Below are 17,511 nucleotides of genomic sequence, written 5' to 3' on the forward strand. Positions count from 1 at the left end.
GCCAATTGGGTTGATCCATCGAGCCTGCGTACAGCGCGTCGAGCCTGCGTACAGATCGCGAAAAACTCCCAAATTCGCGCTCTGTACGCAGGCTCGACGTCAAACAAGCGTCGGCATGGCCGCCCAGCCGCGCACCGCTGCGGTTTCCGACGGCTTGGCGGCTGCCCAGTCGACCTCCCACTCGGGGAAGCGTTTGAGTATTTCCTCCAGGGCGATGCGTCCTTCGAGGCGGGCCAGCGCGTTGCCCATGCAGAAGTGCGTACCCGCCCCGAAAGTCATGTGTGACTTCTGTTCCCGGTGGATGTCGAAGACGTCGCCGTCGGGGGCGAACCGGCGGTGGTCGCGGTTGGCCGCGCCCACGAGCATCAGCATCGCCGAGCCCTGCGGAACGGTTTGGCCGTAGTACTCGACATCGCGGGTGACATAGCGAGCGATCTGCAGTGCCGGCGGCTCCCAGCGCAGGATCTCCTCGATCGCCTGGGGGATGAGCTCCGGGTTTTGAACCAGCTCGCGGCGTTGGTCCGGGACGTCGGCCAGGGTCTTGCCGGCCCAGCCGATCAGCCGCGTGGTGGTCTCGGAACCGGCTGTCGCGATGACCGTCAGGTACAGCAGCAGCTCGTCGCGGCGCAGCTTGCGTACGGTCCCGGTCTCGTCGGTGAATTCGGCGTTGAGCAGATCGGTCATGATGTCGTCGGACGGGTGCTGGGTGCGCCAGTCGATGAACTCCGCGAACACCTCGCCGGTGGCCAGGGCGTCGACCGTCTGGCCTTGCAGCGTCTCCTCGCCGTGGTCGGTGATGGCGCGTTGCCGGTCCTCGGGGATGCCCAGCAGCATGCCGATGACGCGCATGGGCATCTGCTCGCCGAGGTCCTGGACGAAGTCGAAGCGGTCCGATCCCACCAGTGGATCGAGGCAGCGTGCGGTGAACTCGCGGATCTGCGGTTCGAGCGCGAGCACCTTGCGGGGGGTGAACACCCGGGACAGCAGGTTGCGGTGGATGTTGTGGATCGGCGGGTCCTCGAAGATCAGTGTTCCCGGCGGTATCTCCATGCCGGATTTGATGATCTCGAGCAGGGCTCCGCGCCCGGAGATGAACGTGTCATGGTCGATGACCGCCTTGTTGACGTCGTCGTAGCGGCTGAGCGCGTAGAAGTCGTGCTGTTCGTTGTAGTACAGCGGAGCCTCTTCCCGGATTCGGGCGAACACCGAATAGGGGTCCATGTTGAGCTCGACGCTGTACGGGTCGTAGTACAGGTCAGCTTCGGTCGACGTGGGCACGGCTGGTCTCCTGACCGTATTGGATGGGCTGTGCATCTGCTTAGCAGGCCGGAGGTGGCCCGGTCAAGGATTGGTTGCCGGTGCCCGGCGCCGGGGTGAATTCGATACGGGCTGTTGCGGATTGAAATGCGGAGCGGGTCGGGAAGCGATGTCTATCGGAATTACACTCCGGCGCGCTAGTGTAAATATCTTCCAACAACGGCCGACGGGGGACTGATGACCGCTGAGGAGATCGTGCGCGCCGAGATCGCCGCGTGGGGGAGCAACGACGTCGAGGAGGTCATGAGCCACTTCGCCGACGACGCCACCTTCGACATCGGGCCCGACTGGCCGAAGCTGACCGGGCGCGACGCGATCCACGAGATGATGAAGGTGTTCTTCGCCGGCGGGAAATGCGTGGACCTCGAAATTCTGCATCTCGCCGTGGACGGGGATGTCGTGTTGATGGAACGGCGCGATCACTGGATCGTGGACGGCAAGCAGATGAGCTGGCCGGTCATGGGCGCTTACGAGGTGCGGGACGCGAAGATCACGGCGTGGCGGGAGTACTTCTACCCGCCGAAGGAGTCCTGAGCTCGATCACCACCTTGCCCACGGCCTTCCCCGCCGCCACCTCCTGTAGCGCCGCGGCGGCTTGGTCCAGTGGATAGACCGCACCGATGTGTGGACGGACGGTGCCGGTCGCCAATAAGTCCCGCAGTTCGGCTTCGTTGCGGCTGAACTCGTCCGCGGCGACGTCCTGGAACTGAAAACCAAGGATCTGAATCCCCTTGACCAGAACCAGGTTCAGTGGGATGCGGGGGATGATGCCGGAGGCGTAGCCGATCGTCACGAACCGGCCGCCGCGGCGCAGTGTCCGCAATGCCGGCTCGGACAGGTCGCCGCCGACCGGATCGAGGACCGCATCCGCACCGTCGGGCAGGGCGTCGCGCAGCGCGGCGCGTAGGTCTGCGCGCGCGTGCTTGATGAGCGAGACCGCACCGTATTGCGCTGCAGTGGAGAGCTTTTCGTCCGACGAGGCCACCGCCGTGACCCGCGCGCCGAGGGCGGTTGCGAGCTGTACAGCAGCCAGACCCACGCCGCCGCCGGCGCCCAGCACGATCACGTCGTCGCCCGGTTGGATCCGGGCCACCGAGCGCAACGTGTGATACGCGGTGCGGTGAGCCACCCCGAAGGCCGCCGCGGCGCCGTCGTCCACACCGCCGGGAATCCGGGCCAGCCCGGTCGCCGGAACACACACCTGCTCGGCGAACGCACCGAACAATCCGGTGCCGGTCACCCGGTCGCCGACGGCGAAACCGTCAGTGTCAGCCGCGACCTCGGTGACCACCCCGGCGAACTCACTACCCGGGATGAACGGCACCGGTACGTGGATCTGGTACTTGTCGGCGACCAGCAGCACATCGGGGAAGTTCACCGCGGCCGCGCCGACCTGGACCCGTACCTGGCCGGACTCCAGCGGGGGAGCGGGGACGTCTTCGAGGCGAACGACATCCGGAGGCCCGTGCTGCGGGCAGACCGCGGCCCTCACCGGTAGTCGGTGGATTCGGCGAGTTCGGCGGCAGAGCGCATCAGCTCGGTGACCACCGGTCCGAACGCCAGCAGCTTCTCGTCGTCGCCGGCCCGCTGAAAACCCTGCTCCAGGACGATCGCCAGCTTCCATTTCGCCAGCACCAGGTAGTAGTCCAGATCGTCGACCTGGCGTCCGGAGACCTTCGCGTAGTGCGCGACGACGTCGTCACGCGAAGGCATTCCGCGCATGTCGACATAACCCATCTCCGACGGCTCCGGGTTGTCGGGATCGGAGGGCCAACTCTGCACCATCCAGGCCAGGTCCAACTTCGGGTCGCCGACGGTCCCCATCTCCCAGTCCACGATGGCGGCCATCGTGGCCGGGGCGCCGTGGCGGTACATGACATTGGCGAACTGGTAGTCGCCGTGCATCAGGCCGGGGATGAAGTCGAGTGGCTTGTGCGCGCGCAGCCAGTCGGTGGCGACGTCGAGATCCGGCAGATCACGGTTCTTGATCCGGTCGAGGAACCCGATCCAGCGGTCGACCTGGCGTTCGTGGAAACCGTCGGGCCGACCGAGATCGGCCAGCCCCTTGGCCTGCCAATCCACCTTCGACAGCAGTGCAATACCCTCGGCCAGCTGATAACTCAGCGCCGGGCGGGTACTCATGTCGGTGTTGAAAGGCTCGGGCCAACGGCCGTGGGTGTCCATCGGAGACCAGCCGTCGACGAAACCCATCAGATAGAAGGGCCGGCCCAGCACGTCCGGATCCGCGCACACTCCGATCGCCGCGGTGTGCGGGACATCGGTACCGTCGAGCGCCTCGATGATGCGCCACTCCCGCAGGATGCCCTTGTCCCGGTCCGGCGGCGCCCCGGCCGGAGGCATGCGCAGGACGCAGGTGTGGTCGCCACGGCGGATCTCGTAGATGACATTCTGGGTGCCCCCGGACAGGAAGCGGGCCTCCAGTGGTTCGCCCTTGCCGGGCAGGCCCGCGTTGTCCATCCAATCGGCAAGTCGCGCAGTGTCGAGACCGTGCATGCGAGGAGCAGAATCAGATTGCGTCACAGGTTGCCCACCTCGGCCTCCAGGAACTCGGCGAACTTCGCCTTGGCGGCTTCGCGTTTGCGGGGTATCCACTCGGTCGGCCAGGTGTCGGTGGTCGGCTGGTAATCGCGCAGCACCTGCCGGGCGACCGTGGTCTTGTGTACCTCGGTCGGGCCGTCGGCCAGCCCCATCACCGCGGCGCCGGTGACCATGCCCAAAAACGGCATCTCGTTGGTGACGCCGAGTGCGCCATGGACCTGCATTGCCCGCCAGGCGATGTCGTGCAGCACGGTGGGCATCGCCACCTTGACCGCGGCGATGTCCTTGCGGACCTTCTTGTAGTCGTTGTACTTGTCGATCTCCCACGCCGTGTAGAGCACCATCAACCGGAACTGCAGCAACTGGGCATACGAGTCGGCGATGTAGCCCTGGACGAACTGCTTGTCGGACAGCCTGCTGCCCTGGGTCTCGCGGCTCAGTGCGCGTTCGCACATCATGTCCAGTGCCTTCTGGGCCAGGCCGATCGTGCGCATCGCGTGGTGAATCCGTCCGCCGCCCAACCGGGTCTGGGCGATCACGAACGCCTGCCCCTCGCCGCCAAGCAGGGCCGCGGCGGGTACCCGGACATTGTCGTAGTGGATCAGCGCGTGGCTGCCGTGATTGTCCGCTTCGCCGTACAGGCCCACATTGCGGACGATCTTGACGCCGGGTGTGTCGGTGGGCACCAGGAACATCGACATGCCCTGATAGGCGCTGACCTCGGGGTTGGTGACCACCATGACGATCAGGAACGACGCGGTTGCGGCGTTGGAGGAGAAGAACTTCCAGCCGTTTATCACCCAGTCGTCCCCGTCGCGTACCGCGCTCGTGGTGAACAGCGTCGGGTCCGCTCCGGCGTGCGGCTCGGTCATCGAGTAGCAGGAGAACAGTTCACCCTCGAGCAGCGGATGCAGATATTGCTTCTTCTGCTCCTCGGTGCCGTAATGCGCGATGATCTCGGCGTTGCCGGTGTCGGGGGCCTGACACCCGAACACGATCGGAGCCCACTGTGAGCGCCCGAGGATCTCGTTGAGCAGCGCCAATTTGAGCTGACCGTAGCCCTGCCCGCCCAGTTCCGGACCGAGATGTGTGGCCCACAAACCTTTTTCGCGCACCTGCGCCTTGAGCGGGTCGATCGCTTCCCTGCGCTTGCCCTCCAGCTGGGTGAACTGCAGGTGGGGCCAGGCCAGGTCGAGCGGCTCGACCTGTTCGGTGACGAATTCGTCTGCCCAGTCCAGTAGTTCCTGATACTCGGGGTCAGTCTCGAAATCCCACGCCATCGGGGGCCCTCCGATCTAGTTGTTGGGGTGGTTGAAGCCGGTGATCATCGCACCGATGTCGCGTGCGACGACGTCGGTGAACGAGCGGTCGCCGAAACTGCCGCCGGCCCAGTGCCGGACGCCTTCACTGACCAGGATCTGGGCCAGCCGGGAGAGGTGCTGCACGTCGACGTGGGAACCGAGCCGGCCGTCGGCCTTGGCGCGGGTGAACAACTCGCCGAACATGTCGGCGTCGTGCGCGTCCGGATCGATCTCTCCGGCCAGGATCCGGTGCTCGTGCCGGTATCCCTCCAGGATCGTCTCGACGATCAGGTCGGGTGGGTTACGCGCCATGGACCGCTCGAGGCTGCGTAGCGCCTCGGTGATCACGGTCATCACGTCGTACTCGCCGACCAGTAACGATTTCACTCGCTTCTGCGCGAGTCGGGTAGAGGTCAGGCCCACTTCGAACAGCACGTCTTCTTTGGCCGGGAAATAGAAGTAGAACAGGGCCCGGGATACCCCCGCAGCGCGGCAGATATCGGTGACCGTGGTCTTGGCGTAGCCGTTCGTACGCCAGAGGGCCATCGCGGCCTGAACCAGATCGCGCTTGGTCTGGTGCGAACGGGCACGCTGGAAGGACGCGCGGCGTTGACTGCCGTCAGCAGTGTCTGTCGCGGTTCCCTTGGCCATCTTCCGCACTCTAACAACGGATACGGGTATTGAGAATAGTTGACGTTTGTCTAACTATCTCTGAATCGACACACCGCTGCGCGACCGCCGGTGAGCTGGTTGCCGAGCATTCCGGGCCAGGTCGTGGCCGATGAGATCGACTACCTCGCCGACGCCTGAAGGCCACGATCGGCCGAGACCGTGATGGCCGACCGATGATGCTGGGCGGTTAAGCCCGAGAATCCTATTCTTGCTGCTTGTCGCAGATGAGTCGGGGTCCGACGTTGACGCACAACCGGGCCTGTGGAAATCTACTATTCATAGATGAGAGCCGCATTCTCATACCCTGCGGCTGGAACGGGAGCAGCTGATGGCGATCGACCCAACCGGTATCGATTTTTTCCGCGATGAACGATTGGTCGATGATCCGTACCCATTCTTCGAGGCGCTGCGGAACAAGTGCCCGGTGAGCCGCGAGGACCACTACAACGTCACGATGGTGACCGGCTGGGACGAAGCCGTGCAGGTCTACAACGATGAGGAGACCTTCTCGTCGTGCCTGTCGGTCACGGGTCCGTTCCCAGGGTTCCCGGTACCGCTGGAGGGGCGCAGCGCCGAAGAGGTCACCGCGCTCATCGACAAGCACCGCAATGAACTGCCGTTCAGCGATCAGCTGCCGACCCTGGATCCGCCCACCCATACCGATCACCGCTCGTTGTTGATGCGGCTCATCACGCCCAAGCGCCTCAAGGAGAACGAGGACGCGATGTGGCAGTTGGCCGACGAGGTGCTCGACAGCTACCTGGCGTCCGGCGGGGGCGAGTTCATCAAGGGCTTCGCCGGGCCCTTCACGTTGCTGGTGATCGCTGATCTGCTGGGAATCCCGGCCGAGGACCGCGAGGCGTTCGTCAACGGCATCAAGCAGAACTCCGGTGGCGGCATCGGCAGCACCAGCAAGGAGGCGCTGTCCCACAGCCCGCTGGAGTTCCTCTACGGCCAGTTCTCCGACTACATCTCGGATCGTCGGGCCAACCCGCGCGACGACGTCCTCACCGGACTGGCCGAGGCCACCTTCCCCGACGGCAGCATCCCTGACGTCGGCGATGTCGCCCGGGTGGCGACCAATGTCTTCTCGGCCGGGCAGGAGACGACGGTACGTCTGCTCAGCACCGCATTGAAGGTCCTTGGTGAACAGCCGGAGATCCAGCAGCGCCTGCGTGCCGACCGCAGCCTGATCCCGAACTTCATCGAGGAGGCGCTGCGCATCGAGAGCCCGGTCAAGGGCGACTTCCGGCTGTCGCGCTGCCCGGTGACCATCGGTGACACCGAATTGGACGCCGGCACCACGGTGATGGTGCTCAACGGCGCGGCCAACCGCGATCCGCGGCGCTTCGAGGATCCCGACACCTTCGACCCAGCCCGCAAGAACGCGCGTCAGCATCTGGCGTTCGGTCGCGGTATCCACAGCTGCCCGGGAGCTCCGTTGGCGCGGGCCGAGACCCGGGTCGGTATCGAACGATTGCTCGACCGGACCACCGACATCCGCATCTCCGAGGCCAAGCACGGCTCCGACGGCGACCGGCGCTACAACTACATCCCCACCTTCATCCTGCGCGGCCTGACCGAGCTGCACCTGGAGTTCGACAGCTGATGCGGGTCAGGGTTGACGAAGACCGCTGTGCCGGACACGGCATGTGCCTGACGCTGTGCCCGGAGGTCTTCGAGATGTCGGACGACGGTTGGGCGGTGGCCGACCCCGAAGAGGTCCCGGAGGGCCTGGAGGACGCGGCCCGTGAGGCGATAGACAACTGCCCGGAACGGGCAATCAGCGAAATCAACGAGTAGAGAAGGGTTTTGTGGATATGGCATCTGCCAAGGGCTACGTGATCATCACCGAGGACATCAAGGACCCGGCCGGCATGGGTGAGTACGCCAAGCTCGCGTCGAAAGCCATGGGCGGCGCCACCATCGTGGCCGTGGATCAGAAGCCCGAGGTGATCGAGGGTGCCTGGCACGGCACGCAAACCGTGGTGCTCGAGTTCGAGTCGGTTGACGCCGCACGGGAGTGGTACTACTCCGATGCCTACCAGGCGGCCGCCAGGGTTCGCCAGGGCGCCGCGGAGTGCAACGGCGTCATCCTCTCCGGCTTCCCTTCCTGATCGGGCCGGCCGCAGTGCGCTACAGCATCACGTATCCGATGCATACTCACCCGTACCATCCGGATCTGGTGAGTGGCAGCGGAGTTGCCGCGATGGCCGCTGCGGCCGAGGCCGCGGGGTTCGACGGCTTCGGTTTCACCGATCACCCCGCACCGTCCCAGCGCTGGCTCGATGCCGGCGGACACGACGCCCTGGACCCGTTCGTGGCCATGGCCTTCGCCGCGGCGCACACCACGACCCTGCGTCTGGTGCCCAACATCGTGGTGCTGCCGTATCGAAACCCGTTCGTGGTGGCCAAATCCGGTGCCAGCCTGGACCTGCTGTCCGGTGGCCGGTTCACGCTGGCGGTCGGGGTCGGTTATCTCAAGCGGGAATTCGCCGCGCTGGGAGTCTCCTTCGACGAGCGCGCCGCACTGTTCGACGAGGCACTCGAGGTGATCCGCGGCATCTGGACCACCGATGACTACACCTTCGAGGGCAAGAACTTCAGCGCACGCGGCATCACCGCCCACCCCCGGCCGGCGGCGCGGCCGCATCCACCGATCTGGATCGGCGGCAACACCTCTGCCGCGCGGGCCAGGGTGGCCAAACATGGAGACGGTTGGTGCCCGTTCGCCGCGCCGGCCGGTCTGGCCAAGACGGCGGGAACCGCGGCGATGGATTCACTGGACGCCTTGGCTGCCGGCATCGAGGATCTGCGGGCCCGGCTTTCCGCTGCCGGTCGAGTTCCGGACGGAATCGACATCGTCTTCAACAACTTTGAGGGTGGCAGCCCGGGCGATGACGACTTCGATGCCGACGCATATCTGGCTGGGGTGGAGAAGCTCGCCGCACTGGGGGTGACCTGGCTGCACGTCACCCTGCCCGGCGACAGCCTGGCCCATGCTCTGGAAGCCACCGAGAAGTTCGGGAAGACGGTGATCGCGGCGTAGCCGCTAGTTGACGATCTATGGACCTACGCGGGTGTCAGCGCGGCAATCGGTGTCGTCGTGGTGGCGTGCACCAACAGTTCGGCCAACTCGCGCGGACGGCTCAAGAACGGTGAATGCGACGCGTCGATGGTCAGCTGCTCGACCCCGAGGCGTTGGGTGACCGTGTCGGCCAGCCACCGTGGCATCGAGCGGTCCTGGGTGCAACGGATGAAGCTGCGGGGCAGATCGGCCGCCCAGAACTGCGGCACCGACACCGGGGTGACGGTGGTGTCGCCGAACCGCTCGGGGCCCAGGCGCTCGAAAGCCCAACGGGCCGTTGCCTCATCGCAGTCGTGATAGAAGTAGCGCCACGCACCGTCGAAGTCGGCGAACGTCATCGCGCCATCGTCGTCGAAGTGCAGGTAGCCGAGCATCTCGCCGACATCACCGTCGAACTCGCCGCCCAGCTGGTCATCGGCCGAACGCATGGCCATGGCTTCGGGATAGGTCCGGCCCTCTCTGGGCAGTGCCGCGGCCAGATATGCGATGTGGCCCACCAGTTCCGGGGCGGCATCCGCGGCCAGAGTGGCGTCGAACCCGCCCCCGGAATGCCCGACCAGCACGTCTCCGGCCTGCATCACCTCGACGATCGCGGTCCGCCGGTTGGCCAGGGTGGACTCCTCGGCTACCCGGGCACCGTGGCCGGGCAGGTCGACGGCGATGCCGTCGTGACCCAGTTCCCGCAACTCGTCGATGGTGCGCTCCCAGCACCAGCCCGCATGAAAACCACCGTGTACGAAGACGAACCGCATTCGCGGACTACTCGTCGACGATCGAGATGGCCTGACGCGGGCACTGCCGAACCGCTTCGCGGACCTGCGCCTCGTTCTCCGGCGTCACATCCTCCTGCAGGATGTGCAGGTAATCCTGATCATCGAGGTCGAACACTTCGGGGATGATCCCCATACAGACCGCGTTGCTCTCACAGATCTCGAAATCGACGTGAACCTTCTTGGTCACCGCAACACCCTCACCGGCACATGCGAGTACCCCGCCACGTTCTGCATGTGAACCCGTTGTAGCTCATCCCATTTCACCTCGTATCGAGGCATGAAGTCGAGCAGCTTCTCCAGGGCGACGGCGCTCTCCATGCGGGCCAGCGCAGCGCCCAAACAGCTGTGGATGCCGTAGCCCAGCCCCAGGTTCTGTGCCTCGGTGCGGTCACGCTCGATGTCGAAGGTGTCGGCATCGGTGAACGCATCGGGATCGCGGTTGGCCGCGGCGCTGATCAGGAAGACCGCCTTGCCCGCCGGAATGGTGCCGCTGGGCACGTGGGCTTCCTTGAGGGTGTAGCGGACGTTGTACTGCACCGGGCCCTCGAAACGCAGCAACTCCTCGACGGCGGCAGGGATCTTCTCGCGGTCGTCGAGCAGCTTCTGCCATTGCTCGGGGTTGCGGGCGAACAGCACCATCGCGGTGCCGACGAGCTTGGTGACAGTCTCGGCACCGGCGCCGCCGAGCAGGGTGGCGAAGCCGGTGATCTCGATGTCGTCGAGGCGGCGCATCTGGCCGTCCTCGCCGGGGATCTCTGCCGCGATCAACCGGCTGATCATGTCGTCCTGGGGGTTCTCCCGGCGCTTCTGCACCAGCCCGTAGTAATAGATGCCGGTGTCGATGTTGGCCTGCATGCCGGCCTCGGAGTAGCCGATCTGCCCCGGCTCACGGGAGAGGCTGGTGTCGATCCAGTGCCGGACCTGCTGGCGGTATTCCGGGTCGACGCCGGCCATCCGGGTGATGACCTCGACGGGGAACGGACCCGAGAAGTCTTGGACCACATCGAATTCGTCGGAGTCGATCTTCGCGAGGAAGTGGTCGATCTGCTCGACGACGGTGTCGCGCTGGGACTGGATCATGCGCGGGGTGAACGCCTTGTTCAGCAGGCTGCGCATGTGCCGGTGATCGGGCGGGTCCATGAAGATGATCGACTTCTGTGGAGGCTCGTCGCTCTGGACCATGGCCAGATCGCAGCCACGCGACGAGGAGAACGCCTCGTGGTCCTTCAATGCTGCCGACACGTCCTCGTGCCGCGTCAGGGCATAGAAGTCGGAGTCCTCGTTGTAGTACAGCGGTGCGTCTTGGCGCATCCGGCGGTACATGTCGAACGGGTTGTTGAAGAACTCCTCGGAGAACGGATCGAAGATCACCTGGGCCTTGGTCATTGGCTGGCTCCTCCTTCGCGGCGGGCTGGGCCGGAAGTGCTGTGACACGTTACGGGAAACTGTTGAACTGTAACGCTAACAGTAATCCCTTTGGGAGTGTTTGAAAAGCGCAAAATGCGCGCTGATCAGGCCGTGACGGCAAGTCCGATCACTTGAGCGCGGCGTCGAGCAGGCCCTCGAGGAGACCGAGGTCGCTGTCCAGTTCAGACACCGTTCCGCGCACCACCGCCACGTCCTTGCCGATGAATTCACCGACCCGCGCGATGAACGCATCCGCCGAGCCGGTGGCGGCGATACCGCCGAGCGCACGGCTGGCCGCGCTGCCGTGGGTGAGCGCGGTGAGCAGCGTCGTCTCGTCGATACCAAGCCGGTCGCCCAGCCGCACGCCCTCGGCGACGGCACCGATCTGCGCGGCGAACAACGCGTTGTTCACCAGCTTCACCCGCTGTCCGGCACCGACCGGGCCGACGTGCAGTACCGGATCGGCATAGGCGGTCAGCACCTCACGGGCCCGGGCCACCGCGTCGGCGTCACCACCGGCGAACACCGTGACGGTCCCGGCTGCGATGTCATGCGGTCCGCCGCTGACCGGAGCGTCGATGACGGCGATGCCCCGTGCGGCCCCACGCTCGGCGAGGGCCTCGGCGGTGCGAGGGCTGCCGGTGGTGTGCAGCACGAGCACCGCACCTTCCGGCATCTCTTCGATCAGATCCGGGCAGAGGGCGCGGACCTGTTCGTCGGTGAACACACAGACGATCGTCACGTCGGCATCGGCGACGGCGGCGCCCGGCGAATCCACCGGCTGGGCACCCAGTTCGGCCACCGCGGCGCGCTTTTCCTCGTCACGGCCCAACGCCCGCACCTGATGTCCTGCTTCGGTCAGGCGGCGCACCATCGGAGCGCCCATCCGGCCGGCCCCGATGAAACCGACGCGCATCAGCGGGGATGGTTCATGATGGCCAGCGCATTGTCCGCGGCGTCGAACACCGCCCCCTGCGGGGCCGAGGCGTCGTCGGCCAGGCTGGCGGCATGCCGGCAGTCCTTCTGCAGCAGCGCGCCGGCGATCGGCGCCAGGTTGTCCAGTGTCCCGCCGAACATGGCGATGCTGTTGAGCGCCTTGCTGGTGGCCGAACCGCGCGAGATGACCTCGCACAGCGCCTGACGTGGAACCCCCAGTGCCTCACCGAGTTCCAGGGCGCTCATGGCGGCACCCAGGTTGGCGCTGAACAGCAGGTTGTTCAGGATCTTGGCCACCTGGCCCGCGCCGACACCGCCCAGGTGCACGATCGGATCGGCATAGGTGGCGAACACCGGGCGCACCCGCTCGACGACCTCCTCGTCGCCGCCGACCATCACCAGCAGGGTGCCGGCCGAGGCGGCCGGCTCGCCGCCACTCACCGGGGCGTCGATGACCGAAATACCCTGGGCGGCAGCCTTCTCCGCGATCTCACGACAGGTGTCGGGGTGCACCGTCGAGTGAATGGCGACTACGCCCCCCGGGGCCAGCCCGGCCAGCACACCGGTCTCGCCGTCGAGCACCTGGCGGACGTCGTCGTCACCGACCACGCACAGGCAGACCAGATCACTGGCAGCGGCCAGCTCGGCGGGGGAGCCCGCGGTCTTGGCTCCGGTATCGGCGAAGGGTTCCAGAGAGACCGGCCGCCGTGCCCACAGGGTGGTCTCGAAGCCACCCTCGACGATCCGCCGGGCCATCGGTGCCCCCTGGCTGCCCAGCCCGATAAATCCGACTCGCATCAACCTGCCTCCACTTCCACTTCGGTTTCCACAGCTGCGCGCGCGTGGTCAGCCACGCACTCATCGGCGAACGACAACACCTGCCGGTGGTAGGTCGCGGCGGTCAGCCCCACGCTGAGGTTGTGCCCGCTGTCGGCGAGTTCACCGGTCCGCACGCGCGGTGAGGCGGTGAACATCGCGCCGATCGCGGCCAGTGCCTCGGCATCGGATTCCCAGACGTTCTCGAACTCGCCGGCGAGGAATTGCACCGGCACTTTCGTCTGTGCCGCCAATGCCGGAAAGTCCTGCCGCGACCAGGTTTTGACGACGTCGCCCTCGTACGCCGTGCCACCGGCGGACAATCCGGCGCCGATCACCTCCGGCGGGTACAGCCGGGCCGGCTCCCACAGCAGCTCACGCAGACCGCGCGGCCGGTTCACGGGGGAGGCGTCCTTGAGCAGCTGCTGTGCACCCGGGTGATAGCGGCGGCCGGTGCCGGCCAGCGAAACACCGAGTACCTCGGGCCGCGCCACGGCCAGGTGCAGCGCCAGTTCGCAGCCCATCGAATGGCCCAGCAGGAACAGGTCTGCCGCACCGGCGATGCGCTGGATTGCCCCGAATGCCAGCGCGACCCGCTGATCGGGGTGTGCCATGGCGTCGGGGTAGGCGGCCGATGCACCGTAGCCGGGGCGGTCGAGGGCGATCACGGTGTAGCCCTGATCTACCGCGGCGCGCAACAGCGACAGTTCCGGATGACCGGGGCAGTCGAAGTAGGCGGACGTGGTGGCCCCGCCGTGGAGCGCGACGACGACGGCGCGCGGCTCGGGGGACTCGGCGACCAGCGCCGACATCGGAACTCCGTCGACCATCACCACCCTGGGGTGCGGATCGGCCTTGCTCATGGCTAGTCGTCCCTGCGCATGAGCAGCACGCCGCTGGGGGTCAGGCCGCCGCTGCTGGCCACGGCGACGCGGGCGTTGGCCACCTGGCGCTCGCCGGCCTCGCCGCGCAGCTGGGTGACGGCCTCGTGGATCAGGCCCATCCCGTGGGTGCGCCCATGCGAGAGCTGCCCGCCGTGGGTGTTGAGCGGGATGATGCCGTCACGGGCGATGTTGTGGCCGCTGTCGAGGAAGTCCTTGGCTTCGCCGATACCGCAGAAGCCAAGCCCCTCCAGCCAGGACAGGCAGTTGAAGCTGAATCCGTCATACAGCTCGGCGACGTCGACATCGCTGGGGCGCAACGAGGTTCGCGACCACATGTGCGCACTCTGGCCGAGTACCTGCGGCTCGTGGGTGAGCGTGGTCTGATCCCAGTCGAGCCGTTCGATGATCTGAGTGCCCACCGCCTCGAACAGGATCGGTGGCTTGGGCAGATCGCGCGCGGCGTCCACGGCCGAGACGATGACGGCCACCGCGCCGTCGCACGGCACATCGCAGTCGTAGAGGCCGAAGGGCGTGGTGATCATGCGGGCCGAGAGGTAGTCGTCCATGGTGAGCGGATCACGGTAGATGGCGGTCGGGTTCAGCGCGGCGTTGGCACGCTGGTTGAGCGCGATCCAGCCGAGCGTCTCGCGCGTGGTGCCGTACCGGTCGAAATGGCGACCGGCGTTCTGCGCCAACGTGTGTGCGGCCGAGGTGGCGCCGTACGGGTGTTGCCAGTTGTCACTGCGGCCGCCCATCGGAGGGGACATCTTGCCCTCCTTGACCAGCTGGCCGAATGTCGCCTCCCACAGCGTGCGGAAGCACAGCACGTGGCGCGCCATGCCGGTGGCCACGGCCATCATGGCCGCGATCACCGAGCCGCCCGGGCCGAACGTGTCCATGCCGCCGTTGATCCAGGTCGGCCGAAGCCCGAGTGCGCCTTCCAGAGCGGTCACGCCCCCTTCGCCCATGCCGGCGATCGCCAGGCCCGGGTAGGTGGACAGGCCGTCGATGTCGTCGAACGTCAAACCGGCGTCGGCGACTGCCTTTTCGGCAGCGTCGATGGTCAGTGACAGTGGTGGCACCATCTGGCGTCGACCGATCTTGGACATCCCGATCCCGGTGATGGCCGAGTGGTCTTCGAACTTCTGCTTGGTCAGCATCGGCCGGACGTACTTGGCGATGTCCTGGGGGGCCACCGGCTCGGCGACCGGCGGGGTGGCGGTGGTGTCGGCCGACGGCTTGAACACCGGCAGCCAGACATCCTCGATGTGCTGGAAGTCGACTTCCACCGGCATCCCCAGCTTTAGATCGTCCGGCTCGCAGTCGACGATGTTGGTCGTCAACCGAACCCGCGGATCCTCGGCGATGGCCACCTCGGCCACCACGTACGGCGGCGGCAGATCGGGGAACCCGAACCGGTGGTTGACCGTGAACCCCGCGAGCGAACCGCGCCCGGACACCTCGCGCACACCCATGTTGTGGCTGCGGCAGTAGCGGCAGACCGGCTGTGGCGGATGGATGAGGGCGCTGCAGTCCTGACACTCCTGGATTCGCAGCACCCCGTCGGCGCCCGCGGTCCAGAAATACTCGTTGAGCGTGGTGACCGTCGGGAGCGGACGTCCCGGTATCTCTGACAACTCGACTCCGGTGGTAAGCGGGTTATTCTGTGTGGAGAATCACGTTACCAGTTTCCGGGATGGGTGATCCAGCACCTGCCTGTTCGGGCTGGGTTCATCCCGCCTCGCGCTGCGCCCGGGTGTCCTTCAACTCGATGATCGCGTGCACCGGGCAGTCCAGCAGGGCTCGCCGGACCGCGTCTTCGTCAGCCGCGGGAATGTTGCCGTCACCCTGAAGCGAGGCGTACCCCCAGTCGTCCAGTGGGAAGTACTCCGGTGCGTGTTTGGCGCACAACCCGAAGCCGTCGCACAACGTGCGATCGAGTTTGATCCTCATACCAGCACCTCCCCGGCTTCCACTTCGTATGGCCGCGCGGCAGTGAAGGCACCGGAACGGCAGATCTGACAGCCATTTTCGAGGTGCCGCTGCACCAGATCGGGGAACTGGGCCAGCAGGCTGGCCGCCACGTTGGCCGCGCCGTCGAGCGTTGCGCAGGCGCCGCGGCCGCGCAATACCACCGACCACCGCTTGAGCCGGTCCAGATCCTCCTGGGTGGCGTTGCCATCGCGCAGGCCGACGGCCACCGCGGCCATCGCAGCCGTTCCGTTGAAGCACGAACCGCATTGGCCGGCGTTCTCCCGGTCGAAGTAGGCCAGCACCGACGCGGCGACCGCCACCGGGCAGTCATCGGTGAGGATGCCGATCGCCCCGCAACCCAACCCGCTGCCCAGCGCCCGTACGGACTCGTGATCCAGTGTGGCTCCGACGATGTCGTGATTGACCAGCCCGGCGAAGTACCCGCCCATCAACGCCCCACGGACGTTGTCGGGGGACACCCCGTGCAGGGTCAGTAGATCCGCCATGGCGACTCCGTGCGGCAGCTCGTACAGTGCCGGTGCACGTCCCGCCCCGGTGATCGTGGCCAGGAACGTACCGGGCGAGGATTCGGTGCCCAGCTTGCGGAACGCTTGCGCGCCGTGCTGGTGGAGATAGGCCAGGTGAGCCAGTGTCTCGACGTTGCTGATCAGCGTCGGCTTGCCCGCCACCCCTTCCTCGAACGGGCGCGGGGGCTTGTCGGTGGGTTTGGCCGGACCACCGTTGACCACGTGCACGGCGGCGGTTTCCTCACCCGCGACGTAACCCGGAGTGACGGTGAGCAATTCGACTGCCACCGCGCCCAGCTCACCGGAAAGCCCGGCGATCGCACGCTCGATGCTTTCGGCAGCCCGGGGATCCGACACGTACACCACGGCCCGGTCGGCGCCGACGATCCCGGCAGCCAGCCGAAGGCCGTCGAGGACCGCATGTGGGCGGTTGCGAAGCAACCAGCGGTCCTTGATCGAGGCCGGCTCGCCCTCTTCGCCGTTGGCGATCACCACGGTGCCTGTGCTGTTGCGACCGTTGTCGCGTACCGTGCGCAGCTTCACCGCCAACGGGAAGGCGGCACCGCCGCGGCCCAGCAGCCCGCTGGCCTGAACCTCGGACAACAGGTGGTCCGGATCGCCAAGGGCGCCATAGCCCCCGGCCTGCTGGTAGCCGGCCAGGTCCTCCGCCCCGTCGCGCAGCAGACGCGGGGTGATCCCCGGCCATGCCGCGACCGTCAGTTCGGCTGTCATGGTCACATCCCGTCCCCGGTTAGGCTTACCGGCATGAGAACTGCGGTGGTGCGCGTCGGAGTCGACCCGGCTGGCGAGCTCGGGGCGCAGGAGTTATCCGACGGCATGGCAACGCTCCGTGAGTTGCTGGGTGAGCGCGGGGCCGAGGTGCTGGACAACCAGCTCGCCGGACTGCCCGCGCAACGCCGCGAGGTCGAGGTGCTGATCGCCGGCGACGACGCACCAGAGCTGCAGGCCATCGCGATGGGGTTGTGTGCCAAGGCTTTCGGCACGGTGCCGACCGCAGGTGTGGTCACCTTCGTCAGCCGCGGTACCGACGAGGACGCCCGCGGCGTGCTCGCCGGGTTCGGTCTGTCCGGTGACGTCACCCGGTCGGTCGATGGCGAAGGGTGGGATGTGGTGACGGTGACCCTGGAGAAGGCCGATCTGGCCCGCATCCCCGAAAGTCGCATCCACACCGCCCTGGAGGCTTCGCTGAACTGCGAGGTGCACATCCGGGCGGTGTGACGGTGCGGCGGTCACCGT

At 66.6% G+C, this 17,511-nt stretch carries 20 protein-coding genes; 6 read left to right on the forward strand and 14 right to left on the reverse strand.

Annotated features, from left to right (window positions below; all coding sequences use genetic code 11):
• Positions 1–99: 99 nt before the first annotated feature.
• Positions 100–1,314 (reverse strand): cytochrome P450, encoded by a 1,215-nt coding sequence (locus BN2156_RS00555; RefSeq protein ID WP_090509135.1) that lies wholly within the window; start codon positions 1,312–1,314, stop codon positions 100–102.
• Positions 1,315–1,494: 180 nt separating this feature from the next.
• Here BN2156_RS00555 and BN2156_RS00560 point away from each other — a divergent pair, with 180 nt between their 5' ends.
• Entirely contained in the window at positions 1,495–1,851 is a 357-nt protein-coding gene (locus tag BN2156_RS00560) for a limonene-1,2-epoxide hydrolase family protein (protein ID WP_090509137.1), read from the forward strand.
• On the opposite strand, the gene BN2156_RS00565 is transcribed toward BN2156_RS00560, so the two are convergent.
• The 4 genes from BN2156_RS00565 to BN2156_RS00580 are packed head-to-tail and all read right to left on the reverse strand — an operon-like array spanning position 1,808 to position 5,828.
• Complete coding sequence (locus BN2156_RS00565) at positions 1,808–2,809, reverse strand: NADPH:quinone oxidoreductase family protein (RefSeq protein WP_090509139.1); 1,002 nt, start codon at positions 2,807–2,809, stop codon at positions 1,808–1,810. The genes BN2156_RS00560 and BN2156_RS00565 overlap by 44 nt on opposite strands.
• On the reverse strand, positions 2,806–3,831 hold the full coding sequence (locus BN2156_RS00570; RefSeq protein ID WP_090509141.1) for a phosphotransferase family protein: 1,026 nt from the start codon (positions 3,829–3,831) through the stop codon (positions 2,806–2,808). Before BN2156_RS00570 ends, BN2156_RS00565 begins: the two co-directional genes overlap by 4 nt.
• Positions 3,832–3,854: 23 nt before the next feature.
• Positions 3,855–5,156, reverse strand: coding sequence for an acyl-CoA dehydrogenase family protein (locus BN2156_RS00575; RefSeq protein ID WP_090509143.1), 1,302 nt, complete (start codon positions 5,154–5,156; stop codon positions 3,855–3,857).
• Positions 5,157–5,171: 15 nt separating this feature from the next.
• On the reverse strand, positions 5,172–5,828 hold the full coding sequence (locus BN2156_RS00580) for a TetR/AcrR family transcriptional regulator (protein ID WP_090515284.1): 657 nt from the start codon (positions 5,826–5,828) through the stop codon (positions 5,172–5,174).
• A 349-nt stretch (positions 5,829–6,177) separates the two neighbouring features.
• On the opposite strand from BN2156_RS00580, the gene BN2156_RS00585 reads away from it, so the two are divergent.
• From BN2156_RS00585 to BN2156_RS00600, 4 genes are read left to right on the forward strand one after another with little or no spacing between them, the layout of a single operon-like run.
• A complete protein-coding gene (locus tag BN2156_RS00585; RefSeq protein ID WP_090509145.1) occupies positions 6,178–7,458 on the forward strand; it encodes a cytochrome P450 in 1,281 nt (426 codons plus the stop codon).
• Entirely contained in the window at positions 7,458–7,652 is a 195-nt protein-coding gene (locus BN2156_RS00590) for a ferredoxin (RefSeq protein ID WP_090509147.1), read from the forward strand. Before BN2156_RS00585 ends, BN2156_RS00590 begins: the two co-directional genes overlap by 1 nt.
• A 17-nt stretch (positions 7,653–7,669) precedes the next feature.
• Entirely contained in the window at positions 7,670–7,966 is a 297-nt protein-coding gene (locus BN2156_RS00595) for a DUF1330 domain-containing protein (RefSeq protein WP_090509149.1), read from the forward strand.
• A gap of 14 nt (positions 7,967–7,980) precedes the next feature.
• A complete protein-coding gene (locus BN2156_RS00600) occupies positions 7,981–8,898 on the forward strand; it encodes an LLM class F420-dependent oxidoreductase (protein ID WP_090509150.1) in 918 nt (305 codons plus the stop codon).
• 23 nt (positions 8,899–8,921) lie between these two features.
• On the opposite strand, the gene BN2156_RS00605 is transcribed toward BN2156_RS00600, so the two are convergent.
• The 9 genes from BN2156_RS00605 to BN2156_RS00645 all read right to left on the reverse strand — a co-directional run bounded on the left by BN2156_RS00605 (position 8,922) and on the right by BN2156_RS00645 (position 16,986).
• On the reverse strand, positions 8,922–9,689 hold the full coding sequence (locus tag BN2156_RS00605; protein ID WP_090509152.1) for an alpha/beta fold hydrolase: 768 nt from the start codon (positions 9,687–9,689) through the stop codon (positions 8,922–8,924).
• A 7-nt stretch (positions 9,690–9,696) separates the two neighbouring features.
• Complete coding sequence (locus tag BN2156_RS00610) at positions 9,697–9,897, reverse strand: ferredoxin (protein WP_090509154.1); 201 nt, start codon at positions 9,895–9,897, stop codon at positions 9,697–9,699.
• Entirely contained in the window at positions 9,894–11,096 is a 1,203-nt protein-coding gene (locus tag BN2156_RS00615) for a cytochrome P450 (protein WP_090509156.1), read from the reverse strand. Before BN2156_RS00615 ends, BN2156_RS00610 begins: the two co-directional genes overlap by 4 nt.
• A gap of 148 nt (positions 11,097–11,244) precedes the next feature.
• The gene (locus tag BN2156_RS00620; RefSeq protein ID WP_090509158.1) at positions 11,245–12,033 is read right to left on the reverse strand and encodes an NAD(P)-dependent oxidoreductase; all 789 of its coding nucleotides are present in this window, start codon (positions 12,031–12,033) and stop codon (positions 11,245–11,247) included.
• Positions 12,033–12,851 (reverse strand): NAD(P)-dependent oxidoreductase, encoded by an 819-nt coding sequence (locus BN2156_RS00625; RefSeq protein ID WP_090509160.1) that lies wholly within the window; start codon positions 12,849–12,851, stop codon positions 12,033–12,035. Before BN2156_RS00625 ends, BN2156_RS00620 begins: the two co-directional genes overlap by 1 nt.
• Positions 12,851–13,732 (reverse strand): alpha/beta fold hydrolase, encoded by an 882-nt coding sequence (locus BN2156_RS00630; RefSeq protein ID WP_090509161.1) that lies wholly within the window; start codon positions 13,730–13,732, stop codon positions 12,851–12,853. Before BN2156_RS00630 ends, BN2156_RS00625 begins: the two co-directional genes overlap by 1 nt.
• A gap of 2 nt (positions 13,733–13,734) precedes the next feature.
• On the reverse strand, positions 13,735–15,390 hold the full coding sequence (locus tag BN2156_RS00635; RefSeq protein ID WP_090509163.1) for a thiolase C-terminal domain-containing protein: 1,656 nt from the start codon (positions 15,388–15,390) through the stop codon (positions 13,735–13,737).
• 94 nt (positions 15,391–15,484) lie between these two features.
• On the reverse strand, positions 15,485–15,706 hold the full coding sequence (locus BN2156_RS00640) for a ferredoxin (RefSeq protein WP_090509165.1): 222 nt from the start codon (positions 15,704–15,706) through the stop codon (positions 15,485–15,487).
• Complete coding sequence (locus BN2156_RS00645) at positions 15,703–16,986, reverse strand: NADH-ubiquinone oxidoreductase-F iron-sulfur binding region domain-containing protein (RefSeq protein WP_210436557.1); 1,284 nt, start codon at positions 16,984–16,986, stop codon at positions 15,703–15,705. The genes BN2156_RS00640 and BN2156_RS00645 overlap by 4 nt, the downstream gene beginning before the upstream one ends.
• Positions 16,987–17,019: 33 nt before the next feature.
• Between BN2156_RS00645 and BN2156_RS00650 the strand changes: the two genes are divergently transcribed.
• Positions 17,020–17,493, forward strand: coding sequence for a hypothetical protein (locus BN2156_RS00650; RefSeq protein ID WP_162490699.1), 474 nt, complete (start codon positions 17,020–17,022; stop codon positions 17,491–17,493).
• Positions 17,494–17,511 lie beyond the last annotated feature (18 nt).

The sequence above is a fragment of the Mycolicibacterium neworleansense genome, assembly GCF_001245615.1.
Taxonomy (GTDB): Bacteria; Actinomycetota; Actinomycetes; order Mycobacteriales; family Mycobacteriaceae; genus Mycobacterium; species Mycobacterium neworleansense.

What these genes read in the sequence shown, in the direction of transcription:
- BN2156_RS00555 (WP_090509135.1), bottom strand. Translation starts at nt 1,314, where the DNA reads ATGCACAGCCCATCCAATACGGTCAGGAGACCAGCCGTGCCCACGTCG.
- BN2156_RS00560 (WP_090509137.1), top strand. Translation starts at nt 1,495, where the DNA reads ATGACCGCTGAGGAGATCGTGCGCGCCGAGATCGCCGCGTGGGGGAGC.
- BN2156_RS00570 (WP_090509141.1), bottom strand. Translation starts at nt 3,831, where the DNA reads ATGCACGGTCTCGACACTGCGCGACTTGCCGATTGGATGGACAACGCG.
- BN2156_RS00575 (WP_090509143.1), bottom strand. Translation starts at nt 5,156, where the DNA reads ATGGCGTGGGATTTCGAGACTGACCCCGAGTATCAGGAACTACTGGAC.
- BN2156_RS00580 (WP_090515284.1), bottom strand. Translation starts at nt 5,828, where the DNA reads ATGGCCAAGGGAACCGCGACAGACACTGCTGACGGCAGTCAACGCCGC.
- BN2156_RS00585 (WP_090509145.1), top strand. Translation starts at nt 6,178, where the DNA reads ATGGCGATCGACCCAACCGGTATCGATTTTTTCCGCGATGAACGATTG.
- BN2156_RS00590 (WP_090509147.1), top strand. Translation starts at nt 7,458, where the DNA reads ATGCGGGTCAGGGTTGACGAAGACCGCTGTGCCGGACACGGCATGTGC.
- BN2156_RS00595 (WP_090509149.1), top strand. Translation starts at nt 7,670, where the DNA reads ATGGCATCTGCCAAGGGCTACGTGATCATCACCGAGGACATCAAGGAC.
- BN2156_RS00605 (WP_090509152.1), bottom strand. Translation starts at nt 9,689, where the DNA reads ATGCGGTTCGTCTTCGTACACGGTGGTTTTCATGCGGGCTGGTGCTGG.
- BN2156_RS00615 (WP_090509156.1), bottom strand. Translation starts at nt 11,096, where the DNA reads ATGACCAAGGCCCAGGTGATCTTCGATCCGTTCTCCGAGGAGTTCTTC.
- BN2156_RS00620 (WP_090509158.1), bottom strand. Translation starts at nt 12,033, where the DNA reads ATGCGCGTCGGTTTCATCGGGGCCGGCCGGATGGGCGCTCCGATGGTG.
- BN2156_RS00625 (WP_090509160.1), bottom strand. Translation starts at nt 12,851, where the DNA reads ATGCGAGTCGGATTTATCGGGCTGGGCAGCCAGGGGGCACCGATGGCC.
- BN2156_RS00630 (WP_090509161.1), bottom strand. Translation starts at nt 13,732, where the DNA reads ATGAGCAAGGCCGATCCGCACCCCAGGGTGGTGATGGTCGACGGAGTT.
- BN2156_RS00640 (WP_090509165.1), bottom strand. Translation starts at nt 15,706, where the DNA reads ATGAGGATCAAACTCGATCGCACGTTGTGCGACGGCTTCGGGTTGTGC.
- BN2156_RS00645 (WP_210436557.1), bottom strand. Translation starts at nt 16,986, where the DNA reads ATGACAGCCGAACTGACGGTCGCGGCATGGCCGGGGATCACCCCGCGT.
- BN2156_RS00650 (WP_162490699.1), top strand. Translation starts at nt 17,020, where the DNA reads ATGAGAACTGCGGTGGTGCGCGTCGGAGTCGACCCGGCTGGCGAGCTC.